Genomic DNA, 24,131 nt, shown 5'->3' with positions numbered 1-24,131 from the left:
ATCTGAGATTTATATGAAAAGACAAGATTGTAATTTTTTAATTGCATTCGTATGTTTATAAAATACAAAATGATGAAAATAATTTATTCAATTCTATTTTTACTGTTGCTGATTGGTTTTAATTTTAAGACATCAGCACAGAATAAACTTGGTAAAACAGCATGGTTTGATCCTGCCAGACCTGCAACAACCTATTGTAATCCAATTAATATTGGTTACAATTATACCACACACAATCACAACGGAATTCCGGAGTCACGCCGTTCAAGTGCTGATCCGGTAATTATTACGTATAAAGGAGATTATTATTTATTTGCCACAAATCAGGCGGGTTTCTTTTGGAGTAAAGATATGTCCGATTGGAATTTTGTTTACGGAAGTTTCCAAAGACAGCCTGGCGATGATGATCAGTGCGCTCCTGCAGCCTGGGTCGTAAATGACACTTTATTTTATGTAGGCTCCACCTGGAAAAGGGATCATCCCATCTGGAAAACAGCCGACCCGAAATCAGGCAGATGGACCCGTCATGTTGATAAAGCAATGCTGCCTACGTGGGATCCTGCTATTTTTCAGGACGATGACAAAAAAGTATATATGTATTACGGTTCAAGCGGAAAACTGCCTCTTGTAGGTGTTGAGGTTGACTATAAAACATGGCTTCCAAAAGGCAATCAGGCTGATTATGCTACATTGTACAAAGCGACAGAGGTTGAAGATATTCAAAAACCTTACGGACAAATCAAAGAAGTAGCGATTTTAAATCCTTCTGCTCATGGCTGGGAGCGTTTTGGACCAAATAATGATATGGAACCTGCGCCCTGGGGGAATTTTATTGAAGGTACCTGGATGACCAAACATAACGGTAAATATTATATGCAGTACGGTGCACCGGCAACCGAGTTTAAAGGCTATGCCAATGGTGTTCACGTAGGTGATCATCCGTTAGGGCCTTTTACGTATCAAAAACACAATCCAATGTCGTATAAACCGGGCGGATTTGTAATTGGAGCCGGACACGGAAATACTTTTGAAGACAATTACGGAAATTACTGGAATACCGGAACCTGCAAAATCTCTATTAAAGACCGTTTTGAGCGTCGTATCGATATGTTTCCTGCCGGATTTGATAAGGATGATGTTATGTATTCTATTACTTCATACGGTGATTTTCCAATCGTGCTTCCAACCGGTGAACGCGATCAGACAAAAGGCGCTTCATCAGGATGGATGTTACTTTCGTATAAAAAGCCTGTAACTGTTTCTTCTTCGGAAGAATGTATGGAAGTCGAAACACACCGAATGGATAACGGCGGAAAAAAAGTGTATGAGAAATTCTGCTACGGAGCTGAAAATTTGACGGATGAAAATATTCAGACATATTGGTCGGCTAAAACCAATAATGCGGGTGAATGGCTTCAAATGGATTTGGGAAGACCTATGGAAATAAAGGCGTTGCAGATTAATTACGCAGATCATAAAGCAACACAGTTCAATAAAGCAATGGATATGTATTACCAGTACAAAATTTTCATGTCTGATGATGCTGTAAACTGGATATTGGTTGTAGACAAATCCAAAAATGATAAAGATGTGCCTCACGATTACCTAGAACTCACAAAATCGATTAAAGCGCGTTATATTAAAATGGAAAACATTCATAACGCTTCCGGATTATTTGCAATTTCAGATTTCAGGGTTTTTGGTGATGGATTAGCAGCAAAACCAAAAGCAGTTGCCTCTTTTAAAGTAAACAGAAATAAAACCGATTCAAGAAATGCCATAATTTCGTGGAAAAAACAAAATGATGCAGGCGGATACAACATTTATTACGGAATTACTCCGGATAAATTATACAACAGCATTATGGTTTACGGAGACAACACATATGATTTTAGAGGTCTCGATAAAGGCACAAAATATTACTTTACAATCGAAGCCTTTAATGAAAATGGAATCGGTATAAAAAATAAGATTATCGAAGTAAAATAATTTTTATTTAAAGAATTTATAAAAGCTCTGACTGCAAATTGAAGAATTTGTAAATCAGAGCTTTTTTATGAAAAGGCTGAAGAAAAAATCTGACAGATTTGGAGAATTTTTGTTTCTTTGTGAAAGAACTAACCAACACAAAAACACCCAAAACACATATAAAAATGATGAAAAAAACAACTCTTCTGCCTGTTTTGATTTTAAGCGGTTTGATGGCTTTTGCACAATCAAATGATGAAAAAAATATTAAATTATTTTATAAAAAAGCCTTAACCGATTCCAAATGTTATACATGGTTAGAGTATTTGTCCAACGATATTGGGGCTCGTTTATCAGGTTCTCAAAATGCACAATTGGCGGTTAATTACACCAAGTCCCAATTAGAGAGTTTAGGACTTGACAAAGTCTATCTGCAGGAAGTAATGGTGCCGCATTGGGTACGTGGCGAAAAAGAAACAGCATTTATCTTAGACGGAAAAGTAAAAACCGTAGTGCCAATTTGTGCTTTGGGAGGCTCTGTTGCCACACCAAAAACAGGATTAACTGCTGAAGTAATAGAAGTACAGGGTATTGAAGAATTAAAAACGTTAGGCGATAAAGTAAAAGGAAAAATTGTGTTTTTTAACAGACCAATGAATCCTGAAAATATTGAAACTTTTAAATCATATGGAGCCTGTGTCGATCAGCGATTTGCCGGAGCCAAAGAAGCGGCTAAATTGGGAGCCGTAGGAACTATTGTTCGTTCAATGAACCTACGTTTAGATGATTTTCCACATACAGGAGCGCAGAGTTATGGCGATTTGCCAAAAGAGCAATATATTCCGACAGCAGCAATCAGTACAAACGGTGCCGAATTATTAAGCGCAACTTTAAAAAATAATCCAGCTTTAAAATTTTATTTTAAACAGTCCTGCGAGACTTTGCCGGATGTTCTTTCGTACAACGTAATCGGAGAATTGACAGGAACGGTAACACCAGAAAACATTATGGTTGTGGGCGGTCATTTGGATTCCTGGGATTTGGCAGACGGCTCTCACGATGATGGAGCAGGGGTAGTGCAAAGTATGGAAGTGGTTCGTATTCTTAAAAGTTTCAATTATAAGCCTAAAAATACGATTCGTGTCGTATTATTTATGAACGAAGAAAACGGAGGAAAAGGCGGAGCCAAATACGAAGAAGTTTCAAAGCAAAAGAACGAAAACCATATTTTTGCTTTAGAAAGCGATTCTGGCGGATTCACACCAAGAGGATTCTCAATTGAAGCAGACGATGCTAATTTGAAGAAAATTCAGGGATTCAAAGACTTTTTCGAGCCATATCTGGTACATAGTTTTACGATTGGTCATGCAGGTTCAGATATTGGTCATTTAACCTCTAAAGCGATCGTTAAAGCAGGTTTAAAACCGGACTCACAGCGTTATTTTGATTACCATCATGCTGCAAATGATAAGTTTGATGCCATCAATAAAAGAGAACTGGAATTGGGTGCAGCGACTATGACTACTTTGCTTTATTTGATTGATCAGGGAGGGATTATACTTTCGGGAGCTAATTGATTTTATGGTAAAACCTACAAGCGATTAGTTAGGGAGATTTTTCCAAAGAATCAAGAGTTTAATGAAATTTTAATCTAAAATAAATGGCAAAAAAGTTTTCATATCTAATACTTATATTATCTATATTATTTTTAACGATAATTATTTTCCTTATAAAAGAAAGTGAATTTACTTCAACAACTGTAAAGGATATAACTGTTACCTCATGTTCCTTTTTTACTCTAATTTTAGCAATTTTATTGTATGATAGATTTGATTACAGAAAAGTCGTTTTTCAAAGGAAATTAGAAGTTGTACTTAATTTATTAGTTGATTTAAAATCTTTTACTTTTTACGCGAAATATATTAATACGGATTATGAATATAATATAGGATTTGAAATAGAACGAGTTTCGTTAAAAAAGAAATTCAACTCTGAGCATTTAGACAAGATAATTAGCTTCAATGAAAACTATCACAAACGTCTATATGAAAAAATTAGTTTATATATTACTAATCCATTTTTACCAAAAAAAATTGGAGAAAGTTTAAAATTTTTATATATGCGAAATAATCATTCTATAAATCATATTCCGGATTTTGAAGTAATTAGATTATTTTTTAATGATGAATTGCCAATTAATTTAGAGACCTTATGGTATATAGAATCCTCAAATACAATTACTTTAAAAAGCTATATTGAAAATTATATTATATGTTTAGATATTATTGAAAATTGGATTAATGAACATTCTAATATTAAAGCTGATTTAAATATATAAAAATTGCCCTAACCTTACTCCAAAGGATTTGAGTAATTGGCTTAATCGAAAGTTGGTTTTGTATTTGGGATGATTTTTGCAAATCCGAAAATAGTGGTTAATTTAATTGTAACCACATTAGCGGTGATTTTGCAGGATTTTGTGAAACAGGATAAAAACGCAAATGAAAAAAATAATTTTTGAACTACTATTTTTGTTTCCATTATTAGTTTTTGGACAGAATGTTAAACGAGGCATTATTGTTCCTGCTATTGACAGTTTGAAAACTTCCGAAAAATATTGTTGTATTCTTTCGCCAGAACAAGGATTTTCAGTTTATGACAATCCAAACGGTAAAATTATTGGAACGCTAAAAAGAATTGGTGACATGAAAAAAGACGATCAAGTTCCATATAAAATCTATTTTGTAACAGGTAACCAAAAAGTACAAATTGAGAATTATATAGAAATTGGTTATGAAATTTATGCGATAAATTATACTGATTCAATCCAAGGATTTGTAAAAGTTCTTGACACATCAAAAAACTATTGGCTCAATGTTGCTGAAATTAGAAAGCAAGGCTTTAAGGTTATAAGTTGGTTTGATTATTTGATTAAGCAAAGCAAAAATGCATCGGGTTATTATGCCAATGAGCCGGGGTTGAGGTTACGAAAAGAACCAAACTCAAATAGTGAAATAATTGGTTCTGTCAGAGGAGATTTATTTGAAATCAAACTTACAACAGAAACTTTTGGGCAATGGTGTAAAGTTAAAGCCATAAAATATAAAGAACATCCCTGCAACACAGAGTTAACTGAAAAACAAAATTTAGAATATATAACAGAAGGTTGGTTAAAAGTTATTGATGATAATGGAGAACCTAACCTTTGGAGGTATACGAGGGGTTGCTAATAAACAAAGTTTTGCAAAATGAAAAGATATTTATACTTCTATTCAAATTTATTGATAGCAAAATGTTTCTTGGCCCGAACACAAAATTCCAAAACGTTGACCAATTCTCATCCAAAAATCACATAAAAAATGCCTGAAAAAATTAGACAAGAATTCAATCTTTTATACAAGGACAAATTAATTGGCACTTTTTTAATCGAGAGTATGGATTTCCCAAGTACATCTGGACAGATAAAACTGAATACAGATACAATTGAAAAAGAAAAAGAATTGAGAGAGTACATAAAATTTTCAATTGAATCTTCCGAGAAAGTATTGTGTGACGATATAGCATATGGAGAATTCATAGATATAGAAGAATTTAAACATCTATCTATTATTAACAGTTTGGATTGGACATTGCTCTCGAAAGATGGAGAAGTAACAAAGATTTTAGTCCCGCTTTTCTTCTCCAATAATGAGATGAGTTTTAGATTTCAATAATCACAATTTCATCGCAATAACATGATACAAAACCGCAATAGGAATATTACTGAGCAACAGCAAAATCTTAAGCACTATATCTCTCTATCTGGTACTCGTTTGCAACGAGTACCTATTTACTTTTTTAACTAAATAAAGCGTTTGTAACGCGAATAATCTAATGAAACAATTAGCCATCATAATCGCTTTTCTTTTTTTTTCAAACTGCTACTTATTTGGACAGAAATATGTATTAAACAATGAAAAAATAATTTATTCTTTTCAAACAAACAATGGAAAGGTAATGACTCTTTGTAGTGATAAAACGGGAAAGTATATTGTCTATCGATTTGGAACAAAGGAAAACATTGAATTAGAATTCCCAAAAAATAAAGATAAATCGAGTTGGAACAAATTTGAATATTCTTATTGGCTTAGAGGTGGAGGGGTTGAAAACGAAGGGATTGATCTGAACTATGTTGCATTTATAATTGAAAAAACTAAGTATGTAATTTATGATACTTATTTTGCCAATGGAAAAAAATATGAAGTTGGAATTAGAGTTATTAACTTATCTAATAATAAAATAGTAAAAATCATTGGAAATAGAAAAACTCAAAAAGGAACTTTAATAGACTTCAGGTTTGATAAATCAATAAAAGAAGGTGAAGAGCTTTATGACTAAGTTGCTACAGTCTAAAGCTTTGTGAATTCATACCCTTTTTTTATTTCAAATAATTATGATTTCATCGAAATCACATAATATAATAACCCAATAGGAATATTACTGAGCAGCAGTAAAATCTTAACAGCTATATCTTTTCGTTCCTTATATAATTTTACAAAACGGCCTGTCAGATTAAAGAGCATGATTGCGTTTAAAAATAAAACTGAAACGGCAAAAGGAAAAGCAAATAACAGAACATTAGCGTTTTGTCTGGTAAACATATAAAAGACAAATAAGATAGTACTGATTATAAAAGTTCCAATCACTAATTCAATAGTTTGGGTTTCTTCTGAAAGTTTTTGATGTGTAGTTTGCATAAGATTAAATATTAAAAATGTGTTGAATCGTTTTAACTGGTACAAAAAGCATATTTGAAAAATTCAGATAATAAAAAGAATGTGCTTTTTTGCCTCTTTTGTATTGTTCAATAAAATACCGAATCTGTTTAGGGTAGAAGGGAGTACCTGAAAAGATTACCAAAAACAAATAAATACTTCTCTTTCCGTTTCCTAAAAGATAATACTGCATCCCGATCTCATCAATAACTGAAATTCCGGTATTGGTTAAAACATGAATAATGTCATGATCTTCTAATTTGGGCTGCATATCAAAATGATGTTTTGAAAGAAATTTTCCTAAACCGTTTCCTAAAGTGCCTTCGGGATAATTTAATAGTGTTGCTTTGTCAATTTCCCAAGGGGTATTTCTTTTAAAATATTTTTGATAAGGCTTTTTTGTGTATTCATACAATTTTTCAATAATGTGGTCTTTCATAATACATGCTTTATAAAGTTCTTTGAAATTCAAAGCATTTAATCAAATAAAAAAATAATGTAATTTTTAAATAACAATCTAAATATGTATTTTATCTTTCGTTATTATTTTTAAAGTACTTTGAATTGCAAAGTAAATAATAAAATAAATAGCTGCCAAATAAAATTGCAGTTATTTTTTTCAATAGAATAATGCTTAATTTTTATTTAAAAGTTTAAGTGTTGTTATTTATATTTGTCTGAAATATAAATTAAGATTAGTAAGTTAATTGAGAATTAAAATATGAAGAAATTATTTGTTGCAGTATTGTTGTTTTTTTCTGTAATTGGAGTTAAAGCGCAGGTTGTAGGTCTTGAAGTAGGGGATATAGCACCAGAAATTGATCTTCCGGATACAAAAGGTGAAAAAGTAGCACTTTCATCTTTAAGAGGAGGAATTGTATTAGTTGACTTTTGGGCATCATGGTGTGGTCCATGCATTAAAGAACAGCCTGAATTATTGAAGCTATATAACACATATCCCGGAAAATTAGATATTTATGGGGTTTCATTAGATACTAAAAAACCTTCCTGGACAGGAGTAATAACAAAACTCAAACTTCCATGGACACAAGTAAGTGATTTAAAATACTGGAGTTCTGCAGCAGCAACTGATTATATGGTACAAGCGTTGCCATTTAATGTTTTACTGGACAAAAATGGAATTATTCTGGCAAAAAATATTCATGGCAACAAGTTAAATGAACTGGTAAAAGAACTATTGACGAAATAGTTATTTTGTGCAATTTTGCAGATCAATTAATTCAAATTGATCTGCAAAATTTTAATTTACTTTAATACATTTCGCCACATCAACCATTGTCGCAACCCAAATATCTTTTTTTCTTTTCTTTAAATATTCCAGTAATTTTCGGTGTTCTTCCAAATCGATATTCAGAGAATGTTCGCCGCCTACACCGTGAAACAGAAAAACAATAAAAGAGCCCTTTTTTTCAGCTTCTTCAACCTGAGCTATCATTTGTTCGGCTGTGCTTCCGTTTTGAACAAAGGAATTTACATTAGAAAGATCAACTTCTTTCTTGTTTAAATAACCGGCTGCAACTCCCCGTGCAGCAACAAAATCATTTTTTAAAAAATTATAATACAATGTATCATTAATGGTCAAATCTCCGCAAGGATAGGCAAAAGTACGTTCGTTTTTGCCGTCAATAGCTTTTAGTAAAGTATTTGTAATTCTGGTTTCATTAACTGCCCTTGCAACCCTATATTTGGATAAATCAGCTTCAGCTGTTACAAATTCTCTTCCGGGTAAATTTCCGTCACACGGATGGTTTAATGTATGATTACCAAGTTCATGTCCTTGTTTTGCTGCGGTTCTCCATGCTTCAATTCTCTGGGAAACAACAGGGGAAGAGCCTATCAAATAAAAAGTTCCTTTAAACTGATACGAGTTAAGCATTGGGATGACTTTGTCAAGATGAATATTTAAGGCGTCATCATATGTCAGTACAACAGCACATTTTTTACCATTCCAGTTTGTGTTTTGTGTCTGGGCAAAAACGGCAGCAGAAAACAGATAAACAATTACGGCAGCTATTATGTTTTTGAGATTCTGGTTTAATAGTTTATCAGGAAAAGTGGTCATGTTAGTTAGTTTTTATTTAGAGGGTTTCAATTATTCTGACCAGAAATATATGAAAAAATATTCAGGCAAAATGACAAATGGTATTGTTTTATTTCTTCAGTTTTTAGAAGATTGCATCAGATAGAAAATAGCTATATTTACACTTATTTATTATTTATTTTATGGAAGAAAATAAACATGTAACGATATACGATATAGCTGAAAAGTTAAATTTAGCAACATCAACTATTTCCAGGGCTTTAAAAGACCATCACACGATTAGTGATAAAACAATAAAAAAGGTTAAAAAAACTGCCGAAGAAATGGGTTTTGTGCCTAATACTTTAGCAGCAAGTCTAAGAGGAAATAAAACCAAAACCATAGGCGTTTTGATTCCGACAGTTACCCAGCCCTTCCTGTCATCATTAATCAGCGGAATTGAAATTGCCGCCCAAAAATCCGGTTATACGGTTATCATTATGCAGTCGCATGACTCTTCTGAAGAGGAAGTAAATATGGCCAAATCTTTATACAGCAATCGTGTTAGCGGTGTTATTTGTTCGCTAGCTATGGAAACCAGGGATACATCACACTTTTTGCAATTTTCAAACAATAATATTCCCCTTGTTTTTGTCGACAGGGTTCCTAAAGATTTCAATACATTCAGAGTCATAATTGATAATTATTCAGCAGGTTATAAAGCAACGAAACATCTTATCGATCAGGGCTGTACCAGAATTGCACATTTGACCGCTGGATCAGAATTTGGTAATTTATATAATGAAAGGAGAAGAGGTTATATCGAAGCTTTAAGAGATCATAATTTACCTATGGACGAGGAACTGATAGTCAATTTAAAGTCAGTTACATATGAAGACGGAGTAAAGGCAAGCAATAAATTATTTGATTTGAATCCAATTCCCGATGGTATTTTTGCAGCTGGAGATATTATTGCTGTAAGTGCTGTTCAGACGGCTAAAAAAAGAGGAATTAAAGTTCCGGAGGATGTTGCTGTTATTGGCTTTAATAATGATCCAATTTCGCAAATTATTGATCCAAATTTGTCAACCATAACACATCCTGCAGAAAAAATGGGTAAGGCCGCTGCCGAAATTATTATTAAAAACCTAAAATCTTCTAATAGTGATGAGGTTAAAGAAATCACTTTTTTAAATACGGAGGTTTTGGCACGCGAGTCTTCGAACAGAAAATAAGTTGTAAGGGCTTCGACTCCGCTCAGCCTGACAGTAGAATTATAGCTTAGGATTAAATTTAGAAATTTTAAAGTTTTTAGATTTAATTACTTTTCCATTATCCGCAATCATTACACAACTGTAATCCGGGAATTTTTGAAGTAAAAGCAAACCATCATCTTTGCCTAAAACCATTATTGAAGTGCTTAATCCGTTTGCAGTTTCGGCATTGGGGCCAAAAATAGTAACACTGCACAAACCAGTTGCCGGATAACCGGTTGCTGGGTTTATAATATGTGAATATCGTTTTCCGTTAAAAACAACATATTTTTCATAATTGCCTGATGTGGTTACAGCACCCTCATTCAAAGGAACAACCGCTAACAATTTTTCAGGTTTAAAGGGATTCGTAATTCCGATTTTCCAGTCTTGTCCGTTGGGCTGTTTTCCCCAAGTGCTCATATCGCCCGATCCGTTTATGATTCCGGCTTTTATGCCTTTTGCGAGCATCATGCTTCGGCATTTATCCGTTGCGTATCCTTCTCCCAGAGCGCCAAAGCCAATTTTCATTCCTTTTAATTTCAGAAAAATGGTTGAGTTTACACTATCTAAAATGATATTTTTATAACCGACTTTGGCTACCGATTTTTTTATGGCTTCCGCCGAAGGCATTTCGGTCATGGAGCCGTCAAATTTCCAAACACGGTCTAAGGCAGCAAAACTAATGTCAAAACCACCATTGGTAATTTCAGAAAATCGAATAGCTCTTTGCGTCAGTTCAAAAACTTCCCTATCCACTTTTATGGGTTTGATTCCAGCATTTTGATTTACTTCAGAAACCTGCGAATCCGGTTTCCAGTCTGAAATCAGGTTTTCAATCCGGCTAATTTCTGCAATTACTTCATTTATATTTTGTTCTGCTGTAATAGAATCATTGGCAACAATACTAATATCAAAACGTCCGCCCATTAGCAAAGTAGTTCTTTTGCGCAATAGCTGAGAATACCCGGAGATGTTCCATAAAATTACAAAAGCAAGTACAATTTTATAATGAGATAACTTCATTGGTATAAAAATATTAATAACAGTCAGTTAATAATTGTCCGTTTTTCTTATAATCATAAAGGTTTTTGATGTTTCTTTCCAGGCATAATTCGTTTAAAATTACTTCTACATCATTTTGCATTGCCAGCGAACCACAAATCATGATAACGCCGCCTTGTTGTAATAAATTAACAAAAAAGGAAGCATCACGTTTTATCAAATCCATCACGTAAATATGTTCTGCTTCCCGGGAAAGAGCCAGATGAAAACCTGCAAGTTTTTGTTTCTGAGTCATTTCGTCTGAGAACTTTTTATAACCTAAAACGGTTTCGGTTTCCATTCTGAAACCACAATACAAATGAGTTTCTGTTTTTTTTCTGTTTTGCTCAATCATTCCAAGAAAAGGGGCAATTCCTGTTCCGTTTGAAATCAGGGCAACTTTGGGAGCTTTGGCAGGAAAATGAAAAACATTATTATGTATGATTCGGGCTTTAATGGTATTTCCTGCTTCAAGGTTATTTAAGAATTCGGAACCCAGTCCGTTTGGATGTAGTTTTACAACTAATTGTATGTTTCCGGAATGATTTCCAATAGAGTAGAGGCGTTCGCGTGAATCGTTTGCAGGATAAATGGCGAGCAAATCTCCCGAACTGAATTTTGCACGCATATTGACCCGTAAGGTTAATATGAAAGTGTGTTCGGTTTCAGTAACCTTTGTTTTGTCTAAAACCATTAGTTTTTGAAGTCCTTTTGGAACATGGTTATATAAGGAAGGTGTTGTAGCTAAAGGAATTCCGGTTTTTTCGCTCCATAATTTCACCCAGTTTACAAACTCAATAGCCGATTTGTCATTAACCGTCTGCAATTCAAGAAAACGTTCTGTCCAGTTTTGGGTTTCCAGAAGCTGATCGGCTTCTACTGCAAACTTGCAAAAATCAGGATATGATTTTGACCCAAAACCGATTACGGAAAAATTGATTTTCTGTTTTTGGTTCTGCTTGTGCAAAAGAGATTTAAATTGAGTTCCGTTTGAAGGCGGATCTCCTAAACCATGCGTAGAAGAAAAGATAATGATATGTTCTGCCTTTGGATAAACAGAAAAACGGTTTAGTTCGGTTATAAAAGCTTTGTGTCCCTGATCTGTAAGTTGCTTCAAAATAGCATTGGCAAACCTGAAAGAGCTCCCGTTTTCAGAACCTACTAATAGAATGATGCTGCTCTCATTCGCTTTGAATTTATTTTTTATTAAGCCAGATCTTCGTTTTAAGGTAATCGCAAATCCTGAATAAACAAAGAAAAGAATATTGATGCAGGCAATAGCCAGAATGATAGCCCATACTGCATTGATTCTTCCGGTATGAAGATCAAGGCTGAACGAGGCTAAATGAACTGTTACAGGAACCCGTTTTTCAGAAATAACTGCACCGCTAACCTGATTTACTTCAATTTCACGATCTTTTAATTCGATAATGTAATATTCTTCAGGGTCATCCGTAAAAGGAAATTCTATTTTTTTTACGTCTGATAAAAGTGTATTTTTAAAGATTGAAGTTTTTTTGGCTTCCGAAGAGAGTTCGGTATTTACAGGTTTGACTTTTTCATTGCCCATAAAAAAGTTGAATCTTTCCAGAGAAAGATACATTCCGGTAAGTGCAATAATAAAAATCGGAATCAAAGTCAGTCTCCCCAAAACAACATGGTAGTACTGGGCAAAATATTCTTTGATTACTTTAGAAAAGAAATTTCGGATGCCGTGCTGTCTTTTTAAAACAAGCACGAAACCCGAAATTGATATTAGTAATAAACAAAAAGAGATTACACCAACAAAAAATCTGCCGGTTTCATGAAGAAATAAAGAGCGATGAAAACCTGTAACCCATTGAATAAATTCGTTTTTTTTTAAAGGAGTGCCTAATGTCTTACCGGTTTTGGGATCGATATAGGCGTTGATGTCATTTCCATCCTCATCGATTGCCTGCAATGTTACAAACTGGTTGTAATCGATACTCAATTCTGTAATTTCAGGATATCCTTTTTTTAATACTGGCAGTGTTTCGCCTAAAGTTAACTGGTCAAAATTCGCTGCTTTGTAAGGCAATGTTTTTTCCTGCGCCGCATCGATCGCCAGAATGATTCCGGTTACCGAAGCCAAAATTAGAAATACAGAGGAAAATAGGGCCAAAGCCAGGTGTGCGTAACGCCAGAAAGAAAGAGTCATTGCGTGTATTCTAGAAATATAATCGTATTAAATTTTGTTCAGTCTTACGTATCTGATATAACCTTTACCTTCTGTTTTTTCAGCGAGACCTTCAGTTGTAAGTGGAATTTCAAGATCGTTTACGTAATATTTCTGGTCTTCAACTGCCGATTCAAATCGTAATTTGTATCCTTTGTTTATTTTAGAATTTTCAATTTCTATAGTAGTGACACTGCGGTCTCCGCCTGTAACCGATGCTCCGGTTTTGGCGCTGATATCGTCTGTTTTTTGAGCTGTATGAAACTTGTTCCATTCCTTCAATGATTTGTACCATTTTTTGTCATCTCCCATCACATAAAGCGTTTTTTCGTAATCTCCTTTAGCATTAATTAGTGATACGACTATATAGGCGCCTTCTCCCATGTAATTTGACATTTGGAGCATACATTTATATTTTGACGACTGTGCGTTTATATTAAAAGAAACAAAGCATATAAGAGCGCCCGTAAGAGCAGTTTTAATTATAGATTTCATTTGAAATTAATTTATTATTTATTCGAATTTAAAAATTGGTAGTTTTTAGTATTTATTTTAAAAACTCAACAGAAATATTACTTTTTGTAAGTGACTCGTTTTCTTTTGCTAATGCGTAAGGGCTTTCATCAAATTCGGTGGTAATTTCTTTTTTAGCACCAATAGATAAAAGGTATTTCAGGATAACATCATCTTTGGATATCATTGCAGCTTTGTGCAGAGCTGTTAATCCGTCTTTGTTTTTGGCATTGATATCGATGTTTAAATCAGCAATTTTTTTCAACAAGGTTAAATCATTTTTGACGATTGCTAGATGATATAATGTATTTCCGTCTTTTTGAGGAGCAGCGAGGTTTAGTCCTTTATCCTGTAATAATTTTATTTTGGCAGCAAAAGGGTCTTGTTTTGCATTAGCACCTTCAGGACCGCGTCCCATCATTTGTGGGCGGTATGACTGTACCAGATAAACACCTGAATTGTTACCGTCTTTGTCTTTTACATTTGCATCCGCGCCCTTAGCTAAAAGTAAACTTACAGCCTCCGGAGTTCCATATTTTACCGCATTTGTCAAAGCAGATTCGCCTTTTAAATTTTGAAGGTTTATGTTTTTTGTTGTAGGAAGCAAAAGTTCTAATACAGAAGTTTCTCTGGCAGAAGCAGCAACCATTAAGGGAGTAGTTCCTTCCTTATCTGCTTTATTAGGATCAACTCCTTTGCTTATGAAATAGTTGATGATTTCAATCTGGTTTGGTTTCCCTGCCAAAAGATGCAGTACATTTTGTCCGGATTTATTTAGTGCAGTTGGTTTAATTTTTACATCTTCAACCAAATATTTGTAGGTTTCGATTGTATTACTTTCTCTGCGGCTTCCCTGTGCAGCAGTAAAAAGTGCATTATCGTTTGGTTTAGCTCCTTTTTCAAGAAGTTTTTTCAAAAGCGGAATATTTCCGGATCTTGCGGCGTATGTAAAAGCGGTGTTACCTTCGCTATCAACATCTTTTAAAGACATTCCTTTTGTAGCAAAATATTCGGCAGCTTTTAATTCTTTGTCAGATGAAATGGCTAATAGTAATAAGTTAGCACCATTTTGGTATTTTTTCTTAGGATCAACCCCGGCTTTAAAAAAAGCATCATACAAAGCAGGATTTGACTGACCACTTGAAGCTGCAAAATCAACCGGAGTTGTTCCGTGGCTGTCTTCAAGATTTACATCAGAGCCTTTTGCAATTAAGTAATCTACTAATTCAGTATTTCCTTTATACGCTGCCCAGTGCAAATAAATTCTGTTATCGTGAGTCGGTTTAGTTAACGGATTTCCCGGCTGATCCAGTAAAAACTTAATAGTTGCGACAGGAGCGTCATTATTAATGGCTAAAACAGTAGGGTCAAAAGCATTTGCATTTGATTCGGCAGGATTATTTCCCTTGGCAATTTCAGCTTTAACGGCGTTTACATCAGGATTTGTTTTCCAGAAAGATTGGTCTAACAGTGTATTTTTTTGCTGTGCAGCTGCAAAAAATGATGCGGCTAAAGCAATAGAAACAAAAAGGTATTTTTTCATAAATAGTAGATAATTTTTAGGCATAAAACATCGGGTAGTGTTTAGATACTTTTATGCTCAAAAGGTTTAAAATTTGCTGAACTTTTATTTTGAGTAATTTATTATTTAGAATAAATAAAAATAAAAGCAAATATAGAAATAAATAATAAAATACCAATGTTTATTTAGTCTTAAAATTGAGTATCGAAATTTTAAATAAGCACTTTTTAAGTGGGTATAAACCTGTTGGGTGTAATTATTTAATACGTCAGTTCGAGTGTTTTTTAATGCATAGAAACGCAACAAAAAAACGTATTGTGAACCATCTGCAATGATAATTTTTCTGTTATCGATACAATTTTTCTATCCAAAATCACTCAAACTGACGAAAAATTATCATCAAAAACTAATTACAACCAACGGGTTAGGTATAAATCATTGAATATTGTTTATGCAGCTAACTAGCTAAAATTATAATTATTCAAAAAATTTGGCAGAACATATTAAATATAATATCAAACACTTTTTCAAAAAATAATTTATTTAAAATTATAAGAAAACAATTTAGAGTGATTTTGTATCAAGATATATATTTTAACAAACGTATTATAAATAATTTCTACCATAATCTTGCAGATTTCCCCATATAATGACCTGCGTGTCTAGCATCAAATTCTTTATCTTTTTTCTCTTTTTCAATCTTTTCTTTAGCCAGCCTTTCTTCTTGAGCTATTCTTTCTTCGGCTTCTCTCTTTTCTTGAGCTGATCTGTCGGCAGCTTCTTTTTCAGCTTCTTTACGGTCTTCGTTCGCTTTATCAAAATTATCTTCATCACTTTGATGAATCTTTGGATTTCGGGTAATAGCACGTCCCTTCACATATTTACCGCTTCTTGTTTTTTGCCAGAATTTTTTACCATAATCTGCAGCTCCCAGACTTCCTTCCATCTTGTGATGTAGGACTTCTGCTCTGCGAAGATGACTTATAGTTTTCCTTGCCTCTTCATCGCTCATATTTTCTTCTTGAAGATTTTGTAGTCTTTCTTGAATTTGCTTTGCATGAGCAGCAAGGCTCACATAGGTTCTACTTCTAGGAGTCATAGATCCAGACTCATCAGTAACTGTATCAACACCTTCTGCATTTACTTTATCTAAAATATTGGCCTCATCTACATCTCCTTCATGATCAGCGTCATCCTCACGCATTTCAGGTGCAACTTCTTTTTCTCCTCGTGGTATAATATTAGAGCGGAGCTTCGCTAAGGCTTTATGTCCTGCTAAAGGATTAAGATGTAATTTTTCTCGCATGATTTTTTTTTGCGGTTCGGTCATTTTGGAATAAAGAAATCCTAAAGTTCGTTTAGGTAGTTTATGATGCCCTCCAATAATTTCTTCTTTACCTCCATGCCATTTCCCCATTTTTAAATTTGATCCGGGTAAATTCTTTTTTGTTTTGTTAAAGCCAAACTCAGTTGCCTGAAAACGACGGCTATTGATTTCTTCTTGCTGCGTTAAGTTAGGCTCAATTTTGTAATGTTCCCGAAGAATTTGATCGCGTTCTGATTGGCTTGCAGTAGGAAATTTATAAATAGCTTGTTTTCTGTTTTCTTGTTGTTCACTTTTAACCTTTTCGCTAGCCAAACGATCTTGTTTTTTTTGTTGCTCACTTTTAGCCTTTTCACTAGCCAAACGATCTTGTCTTTCTTGATATTCACGAATAGCACGTTTTTTTGCAGCACGTTTTTTTGCAGCACGTTTTTTTTGGCTTTTATTCATTTGAATGACTCCTATGTAATTATTATTTACATTTCGTATCGGGTCAAACTTTTGATTTTGTTGATTATTTTTAGTTATCTCTTGCGATTTTTTTTGCGTAATAGTTTTGTGTGTATTGTTTGCAAATCCATTTTTATGTTCTTCATCGTTATTTTGTTTGTTTTGTAAAGCTATTGAACCCATAACATCTGCCTCATTTTCTAATCCTTTATCATCATTTACATTCACTTTTCCTTTCATTTGCAAAGTAGGTTTTACCCGTCCCTGTTTTTGCTGTATAACATGCCAGGCTTCATGTGGTAAATGTTTTTCCTGACCGGAACCAATATGAATATCAGTTCCTTGTGCATAAGCATGAGCGTTTAATTGAGCAGGTTTTTCAGAGTTATAATGAACTTTTACATCATCCATCGAATGACCTGAAAGATTTTCTATTCCTGATTTTAAGTTATCAGGTAAACCTGTATTATTTCCTTTTTTTTGTATAATAGATGTAGAACGATTATCCTGTAACGTCTTTGCTTTATTCTGAATGGTTTTATTATTCAAATTGGCCGCAGAGGACTGCAACTCTGTATCGTTTTTTTTATATAAATGTTTCATAAGTTATAAGATTAGGTAATTATCCCGCTATCTGAGCTTCAGTAATCTGGATCTTTTTGAAAATCATTATTTTTTAGGTTTTTCTTCGTCTGCAAAATAGTGCGACAGCCACTATTGGAAGTATTTGTAAAGGTTTTATTTTCGGATAATCTTTCGATATGGAATACCATTTTTAAGTTTTTGAATCTTAAAACGTTATTGAATCGTTTACTAATAATGTAACTTCAACTGGCCCTAAAGCCCCTGAATAATCAACCGCAGAACAAAAAGGATGATTTCGAATCAGTAACTTTAAATCTTCCAGCTTTCTGTCAAAATAGGGAAGTGTTATTTTTTTTCCTGTCAGCAGCTGAATTAAATGTTCATTTTTTAACGGATACATTTTAAATAATGGTTTTCTGATAAAATAAAGCTTTTCTTCATGTGTTTCAAAACTATATCTGTCAATGGTTTTTAATTCTTTTGTATGATTTTCAAGCAAAAAATAAATATGGTTTTCTATTTTTTTTAAAGATGAATCAAAATTTTTATCATTAGTTTTTGTTATCAGATAAAGGATTTTGTTTGTAATGAGATAGCCATTTATGACCAAATCACTATTTTCTGTGCAGTGGTTTAAAGCCATAGCAAGGAGCATTTTCACATAATTGTGATGAAACTGATTCTTCCAGTCTTCCAATTTCAATTCTGCCTCATGTGAGTAAAGATGCTTTTTGATGATTATGGATACAGATTTGTCGTTCATCTTTTTTATATCAATTCATTTGTGTCACACTAATTGTTTTGTTTTCCTTTTTAAATTCACGTCGAATTCCTTCAAGCAAATCCTGATATCCCACAATTGGTCCATTTTTTTGAATTGCCTTTAAAGCACAATATCTTAAAACATTTATTATGGCTCCTCCAGCCAGTTCATATTGTTCTGCAATGTTTTCGAGATCAATATCAGGATCTAACTGACATTTTCCTGAAAAGGCATTTTTCCATAATACCAAACGTTCTTCAGGACTTGGCATCGTAAAATGTATCATCGACTGAAACCTTCTCGAAAAAGCTTCATCCATATTTTCTTTAAGGTTTGATGCTAATATTACAACTCCCGGAAAATCTTCGATTCTTTGTAATAAATAGCCTGTTTGCTGGTTAGCGTGTCGGTCATTTGATGAGGAGGTCTGCGTTCTTTTTCCAAAAAGAGAATCTGCCTCATCAAAAAATAAAATCCAGTCTTTGTGCTGTGCTACATCAAATATTTTAGAAAGGTTTTTTTCTGTTTCTCCAATATATTTTGATACTATCATCGAAAGATCAACTCTATATACTTCCCGATTAGTACTTTTTCCTAATAAGGTAGCAGTTAGTGTTTTTCCTGTTCCGGGTGGGCCATAAAAAAGAGTCCGATAACCGGGTTTAATTTTATTTTCAAGTCCCCATTCTGTCATTAGGACTTCACCATGTTTTAACCATGCATCAATTTCTAATACTTGTTCCATAACATGTTCTTCTAAAACCAAATCTGACCAATTTAATTTGGTGGAAATTTGTTGTGCAGGAAACGATATACTGTGCTCTAACCGGGGTAATGTACCGGTAATAAAATAATGCAGCCAGCGTTCATTAATAGAAATTGTCTGTTTTAAAAGGGGCGTATTGGATTCTGTTGCCTCTAAAATTAAAACCTGTTCTTTCAAAAGAATATTTGATGGGTTAAGAACATTCAGCATTTCAATTCTTAATTCAGGATTAACAGCTGTAATTAAAAAGGAAAAGGTTTGACCGGTTGGTAAAAATCCGCTGTGGATTTTGTTTACAACTCCTCCAAATTCAGTAAAACCACGATCGTACATGGCATTTTTACTAAAGAAAATATCTAATGCTTCGGGCTTTATCTGAGGGGCAATTATTAAAGCAAGACAAAGTCGCTCAAATTGATTTAAATCCCACTCCTTTAGTTTTTTATAATAAGCAGTATTTTCTGCATCTTCATCTGTTTCAGGAAATGGAATGTCCATCCAATGATTTTCATGACCTTCCTGAAGCAAGTAACTACAGATTACCTGATCAATTACTTTTTGAAGCCAGTCTATTTCTTTGTATAAAATGACACTATTTTGTTTAGCTTCCATACCCTTCAAATAGTTTTTCGACATCATCTAAATTGGTATCTGTCCATTTAAAATATAATAATGCATTATTCGGATTTAATTCATTGGCTTGTAACATATCCAAAAAATGACTTTGTGCATTTTGCATGATTATTTGTGAACTTAAGGCAATATCATTATGAAAGTTTGAATCAAAAAAAGTATCTGTCCACTCGCTTGAATTATAGGTTTTATGTAAAAAATCACTAATAAAATAAGCCAGTTTATCATCTTGGACAACTAGTTTTTTTGCCTTGAAATAAGCTGGCTTTCTTTTGGTTTCACGATGGTAATAATCAATATCCTTAGATTGTATTGTTTTGGTATTATCATGTCCGAATATATCAACTAATCCAAAGTTTTCAGAATCACTTGCTAATTCCAGTTCAGCATTTGCTTCACCTGCAACAGCCAGAGTAGTGCTTGCAGCTGTAGCACTTTCTGTCACAATATAAAGTTCCCGAAAAGAGAATAAGGTTTGCGTAAGTTTTATAATTAATTGCTGTTGAATATCATTCCAATTCTCAATTTTCATGGATTCGGGTTCTGCAGCCCTAAAAATGAAACTTCCTTTATTTGTAAAAGCGAGTATCTGTTTGCTGAATTCAAATTGTCCTTCAATAGCACTATTACCAAAACCTCGTCCTGAATAGGGTTTTGAGATGCCATCACTAAAACTCCAGCTTGATGGATTTAGTTTAATTACAGGGCTTAAACTAACTTCATCCGGAGACAGAATACCGTTGCGATATAAATTCCCCAAAAGGGTAATCGTACCATTTTTAATTTGGAAATAATCGCCAGGAAACAGGTTTTTATTTAATGGTTTAGTAGGTAGAAATCCACCTGTTTTTAAGTAAAAATGCCTGTAATAATTTTTATAAATTAAATCCATAAAACTAAAAATTAGGTGGTTAAATGCCCACTGAATCTTTGATTGAAACAGAGGACTTTTTTATTAAGAAGCCAAAGCAGCAGCGTTTGCAGCAGCCAAAGCAGCCTGTAACGATTTAAGTTCAACCTGAGCTTTATTTAAGTTGATATTTGCTACATTCAATTGTCTTGTCGTTTCATCATTTGCTTTATTTGCCTCAAGGTAATTAGCTTTTGCTTCATTATTTGCTATATATATCAAGGCCTGAACTGAATTATTACCCTCTAATATAAAGATGTCTTCCGGATTCTTTTTTCCTGTAAGTGTCAAATAAAGACTTAAGGCCTGTTTTTGCTCAAGAGCAGTAGCCGCTTCAGATTCCAGAGATAATGATTGTGCGGCAAATATTGATTTTAATGCAACTAGTGTAAGTGCGATTGCATTATTTGAATCAGTGCCGGCAGCATTTATTTTGGTTATCAAATCATCTGATATAAGCGGGTTTAATGATTTTTTGCGAATAACAAGATTGGATAGTTTATTAATAATCTCTACAGAATAGATAAGCTTATTAATTAACACCGTTACTTCTTTTGCAACTTCTCCTGTAGCCTCGTTCGCCACAGTCATTTTTGAAAAGGCAATTTCAGAATTCTGAAACAAATCTAATCCGTTCTGAACCACCTGGTCTACAAGTTCTTTGTTGCTTTTTGCCTGAGTTCTCGAACTTTCAGCATCCAGTAAATATCCTTGATATTTTATTGATTTTTGATTTAAGGAAGCAACAACGGTTGATTGTTGATCTACAACTGCCTGGGCAACTGTTACCTGAGAGGTTAATAAATCGATATCAGATTTTTTCTTTTCGGTAATTCCATATCGCTTTGGATTTGAATTTAGTATAGTGTCCATATTTTAGGATTTAATTGATTAGTATTTTTTGGTTATTAGCAATTGAAAAAGTAAAACTTTCTTCATTTTCCCAATCGGATAAATTGTTATTATACTGTTTTCTGTTCGTTTCACTTCCTTTGTAATAAGACAGAATTACCGGAATGTACAGTCTGTTGTCTATTAGTGAATTACCAAAATTATCTGTCGTAGCAGGATCAATTTTTACCTCATAAATCAGCGGATCGTTTGAAGTAGGGGCAGCAACAGTATAATTGCCCGAAGGAACGTTTTCGGCTAATTTTTGATTAAAGAAAAAAGCTTTTGTGTTTTTAATTTCAGCAGTTTTTTGGGAATACATTTTTTCAAGTCCAATATACAAATGGTTCAATTTGGTCAGTGCGATTTCAAGTTTTGAATTAGTTTCTATCTCAACCAGGTTGTAACTATTTGATTGATTTTTAGTGTTTTCTATTTCATTATTCAATTTTTCTTTATTAGATGAGTCAGGAGATTCCTGTTTCTTATTCAGTGGCTTATCCAGTTGGTCTTTGGGGTCCTTATTTTTATCTTTAATAGATTCTAATTCGGTTTCGTACTGCGTAATTTCATTTTCAACTGTTTCTATTTCTTTCTTTAAAATAGTTTGCTGAATAGATTCTTCAAAGTTGTCAAGGTCATTTTTTGTAAAGTCTTTTTCTTTATAAGGCAAAAACATACATCTGTATTCTGTAATTGACTTATCATCTTTATTCACGGCAAAGTTTACAGCAAAAGGCGATAGCGTTGGCAAACCTATTTTTGTAGTATCCTTTTTTTCAGGTTCTTGTACAATGTTAATGTCTTTTACCGCATTTACTGTTTTCTTTAAACTAAATGTTTCAGATGGAGCTGATAGATAATCATCGTAAGTATTTATTCCTTTTTTATATTCGTCTGTAAATACAGTAAGAAGAAAGATGACATATTTTTCTCCTAAAACGATCACTTCGTTATCTGTATCCACTAAATCTAAAATGTTAATGGTTTTAAAAACATCTTTTTTTTCTTTAAAAGCAGCTTCAGCAGTTTTCAGATTTGTTTCATTAGTAGCAACTAATCTTTGCGCTTCTAATAATTCATTTTCAGCTTTTGCGGCATTTGTATTTGCAGCTTTTAAATTATCTGTCGCTACTTTCTGAAAGTCAATTGCTTCCGTTTCGGTAAGTGTTGCAATATTTAGGGATCGCTCAATTGTATCCTGATCTCTGGCAGCCTGTGCTGAAGTTTTGGCAAGATCCTTATCGTCAGGATTTTTTTTGGCTGCTTCTGCTGCTTTTGCTGTATTTTGTTTAGCAGTTTCTAATTCTTTTGTAAGTCTGGTAATGTTGTTTTTCGTATTGTTAACAGCAGTATCAGCATCACTTTTTTCTTTGGTTGCTAATGCCAAAGCAACATTGGCTTTACTTAAATTATCTTTTGCTTCAATGGCTTTTTGTTGGGATGCTCTTAGATTATTGATCGCCTGAAAGCGGGTTTTATAATTAGAAAGGATTGTTTTACTTGTTGATAAATCTGTTTTGACAGCAGTACCATCAGAAGGAATTATCTGAATACGCTGAAGCGGATTAATCAATAATTCTTCAGCAGCTGATGCAGAAAAAACAGATTTTTTACTGTCCTTAACCAAAAACAGATTATAAGTTTTTACTGGGTTGTCTAACCCAAGAGGCGGCGTATTTGTTCCTTTTTCATCTGTTTTAAAAGGTGCCTTAAAATAGTTAAAAGAAACTTCATAAGAATTATTATAAATCTTAGGAACATTGACTCTTAAATTGTAATTAAGACTTTTGTTATTAAGCAGATAAGCCACTTTTGCTGCCTCTAACTCTACTTTGTTAGATTCAATGATTCCCTGAGCTGCTTTTGTATTTATGCTGGCAGCCGCTTTTGCATCATTATCGGCAGCAACAATTGCTGCTGTAGTTGTAAAATTTGTACTGGATACCTGCAAAAGATTGCTAATTGAAGTATCCGTAGCTTTTGCCTTATCCTGTACTGTAGATGATGAGACTTCTGCAATAGCTGCAGAAGCTTCCATAGCATGCTGAGAAGCGACTTCTGCAAGATAAGCCGTTCTGTTCATCAAATTGTAAGCTTCGATACTTTGCTGATAAATTTGAGTACCGTAATCCGCCGCATTAATAATACTAAAAATGCTTCCCATATCACTTGCCAGTCGTACAATTGCATTAGTAGCAATTTGAATGTTGGCCGCACTAACAGCCCCATTGCTTACAGATTGCAAAGTATTTGTGTTTTGCTGGGTAGCCGACATTACAATATTGGTAGAAATATTTTTGGTTTTAACCGCCTGCTCCTTAACCGTCTGAGCCTGATTGTATTTTTTTGTAGCCAATTCTAGTTTGTTATCGGTAACGATTTCTGCACCTTCGGCATAATAAAGTGTAAACATGGATGAATTTAATTGTGAATCCAATTTTTTCTGGTTCATCTCCTGGCTTTCTAATGATGCCAATACACTGGAATGTAAATTTTCACTGTAGCTGTTCATAA

Annotated in this window: 21 protein-coding genes; 8 read left to right on the top strand and 13 right to left on the bottom strand. The window is 33.7% G+C overall.

All coding sequences use genetic code 11. The features are described from left to right. Positions 1-69 precede the first annotated feature (69 nt). From BXU10_RS21230 to BXU10_RS21205, 6 genes are all read left to right on the top strand, one after another. Complete coding sequence (locus BXU10_RS21230; protein WP_223255520.1) at positions 70-1,989, top strand: discoidin domain-containing protein; 1,920 nt, start codon at positions 70-72, stop codon at positions 1,987-1,989. Between the two features lie 167 nt (positions 1,990-2,156). Continuing rightward, positions 2,157-3,545 carry a M20/M25/M40 family metallo-hydrolase gene (locus BXU10_RS21225; protein WP_078229503.1) on the top strand — a complete coding sequence of 463 codons (1,389 nt, stop codon included), beginning with the start codon at positions 2,157-2,159 and terminating at the stop codon, positions 3,543-3,545. 83 nt (positions 3,546-3,628) lie between these two features. Then, a complete protein-coding gene (locus BXU10_RS21220) occupies positions 3,629-4,306 on the top strand; it encodes a hypothetical protein (RefSeq protein ID WP_078229489.1) in 678 nt (225 codons plus the stop codon). A 163-nt stretch (positions 4,307-4,469) separates the two neighbouring features. Beyond that, positions 4,470-5,198: an SH3 domain-containing protein gene (locus BXU10_RS21215; RefSeq protein ID WP_078229488.1), complete on the top strand. Its 729-nt coding sequence runs from the start codon at positions 4,470-4,472 to the stop codon at positions 5,196-5,198. 129 nt (positions 5,199-5,327) lie between these two features. Continuing rightward, complete coding sequence (locus tag BXU10_RS21210; protein ID WP_078229487.1) at positions 5,328-5,681, top strand: hypothetical protein; 354 nt, start codon at positions 5,328-5,330, stop codon at positions 5,679-5,681. 160 nt (positions 5,682-5,841) lie between these two features. Next, positions 5,842-6,345, top strand: coding sequence for a hypothetical protein (locus BXU10_RS21205; protein WP_078229486.1), 504 nt, complete (start codon positions 5,842-5,844; stop codon positions 6,343-6,345). A 53-nt stretch (positions 6,346-6,398) separates the two neighbouring features. On the opposite strand, the gene BXU10_RS21200 is transcribed toward BXU10_RS21205, so the two are convergent. Together BXU10_RS21200 and BXU10_RS21195 are read right to left on the bottom strand one after the other, a co-directional pair. Next, entirely contained in the window at positions 6,399-6,704 is a 306-nt protein-coding gene (locus BXU10_RS21200) for a hypothetical protein (protein WP_078229485.1), read from the bottom strand. Between the two features lie 4 nt (positions 6,705-6,708). After that, on the bottom strand, positions 6,709-7,161 hold the full coding sequence (locus tag BXU10_RS21195) for a hypothetical protein (protein ID WP_078229484.1): 453 nt from the start codon (positions 7,159-7,161) through the stop codon (positions 6,709-6,711). Between the two features lie 282 nt (positions 7,162-7,443). Here BXU10_RS21195 and BXU10_RS21190 point away from each other — a divergent pair, with 282 nt between their 5' ends. Next, positions 7,444-7,932 (top strand): TlpA disulfide reductase family protein, encoded by a 489-nt coding sequence (locus tag BXU10_RS21190; protein WP_078229483.1) that lies wholly within the window; start codon positions 7,444-7,446, stop codon positions 7,930-7,932. A 51-nt stretch (positions 7,933-7,983) separates the two neighbouring features. On the opposite strand, the gene BXU10_RS21185 is transcribed toward BXU10_RS21190, so the two are convergent. Further along, positions 7,984-8,805: a polysaccharide deacetylase family protein gene (locus BXU10_RS21185; protein ID WP_078229482.1), complete on the bottom strand. Its 822-nt coding sequence runs from the start codon at positions 8,803-8,805 to the stop codon at positions 7,984-7,986. Between the two features lie 161 nt (positions 8,806-8,966). On the opposite strand from BXU10_RS21185, the gene BXU10_RS21180 reads away from it, so the two are divergent. After that, on the top strand, positions 8,967-9,998 hold the full coding sequence (locus BXU10_RS21180; protein WP_078229481.1) for a LacI family DNA-binding transcriptional regulator: 1,032 nt from the start codon (positions 8,967-8,969) through the stop codon (positions 9,996-9,998). Positions 9,999-10,037: 39 nt separating this feature from the next. On the opposite strand, the gene BXU10_RS21175 is transcribed toward BXU10_RS21180, so the two are convergent. The 10 genes from BXU10_RS21175 to BXU10_RS21130 all read right to left on the bottom strand — a co-directional run bounded on the left by BXU10_RS21175 (position 10,038) and on the right by BXU10_RS21130 (position 24,129). Further along, positions 10,038-11,042 (bottom strand): FAD:protein FMN transferase, encoded by a 1,005-nt coding sequence (locus tag BXU10_RS21175; RefSeq protein ID WP_078229480.1) that lies wholly within the window; start codon positions 11,040-11,042, stop codon positions 10,038-10,040. 13 nt (positions 11,043-11,055) lie between these two features. Continuing rightward, positions 11,056-13,239 (bottom strand): PepSY domain-containing protein, encoded by a 2,184-nt coding sequence (locus BXU10_RS21170; protein WP_078229479.1) that lies wholly within the window; start codon positions 13,237-13,239, stop codon positions 11,056-11,058. A gap of 27 nt (positions 13,240-13,266) precedes the next feature. Further along, complete coding sequence (locus BXU10_RS21165) at positions 13,267-13,752, bottom strand: DUF2271 domain-containing protein (protein WP_078229478.1); 486 nt, start codon at positions 13,750-13,752, stop codon at positions 13,267-13,269. Positions 13,753-13,804: 52 nt separating this feature from the next. Next, positions 13,805-15,313, bottom strand: a complete 1,509-nt coding sequence (locus BXU10_RS21160; protein WP_078229477.1) for an ankyrin repeat domain-containing protein — start codon at positions 15,311-15,313, stop codon at positions 13,805-13,807. A gap of 598 nt (positions 15,314-15,911) precedes the next feature. After that, positions 15,912-17,669: a DUF4157 domain-containing protein gene (locus tag BXU10_RS21155; RefSeq protein WP_078229476.1), complete on the bottom strand. Its 1,758-nt coding sequence runs from the start codon at positions 17,667-17,669 to the stop codon at positions 15,912-15,914. Positions 17,670-17,856: 187 nt separating this feature from the next. Next, the gene (locus BXU10_RS21150; protein WP_078229475.1) at positions 17,857-18,414 is read right to left on the bottom strand and encodes a hypothetical protein; all 558 of its coding nucleotides are present in this window, start codon (positions 18,412-18,414) and stop codon (positions 17,857-17,859) included. A gap of 10 nt (positions 18,415-18,424) precedes the next feature. Further along, entirely contained in the window at positions 18,425-19,792 is a 1,368-nt protein-coding gene (locus BXU10_RS21145; protein ID WP_078229474.1) for an ATP-binding protein, read from the bottom strand. Further along, entirely contained in the window at positions 19,782-20,705 is a 924-nt protein-coding gene (locus tag BXU10_RS21140) for a hypothetical protein (protein ID WP_078229473.1), read from the bottom strand. The genes BXU10_RS21145 and BXU10_RS21140 overlap by 11 nt, the downstream gene beginning before the upstream one ends. 63 nt (positions 20,706-20,768) lie before the next feature. Then, complete coding sequence (locus BXU10_RS21135) at positions 20,769-21,596, bottom strand: hypothetical protein (RefSeq protein ID WP_078229472.1); 828 nt, start codon at positions 21,594-21,596, stop codon at positions 20,769-20,771. 10 nt (positions 21,597-21,606) lie between these two features. Further along, positions 21,607-24,129, bottom strand: coding sequence for a hypothetical protein (locus BXU10_RS21130; RefSeq protein WP_078229471.1), 2,523 nt, complete (start codon positions 24,127-24,129; stop codon positions 21,607-21,609). Positions 24,130-24,131 lie beyond the last annotated feature (2 nt).

The organism is Flavobacterium sp. LM4 (assembly GCF_002017935.1).
In the GTDB taxonomy this organism is placed as follows: domain Bacteria; phylum Bacteroidota; class Bacteroidia; order Flavobacteriales; family Flavobacteriaceae; genus Flavobacterium; species Flavobacterium chungangense.
The sequence above is the reverse complement of the archived record's forward strand: the minus strand, read 5'-3'. Positions and strand labels throughout refer to the sequence as shown.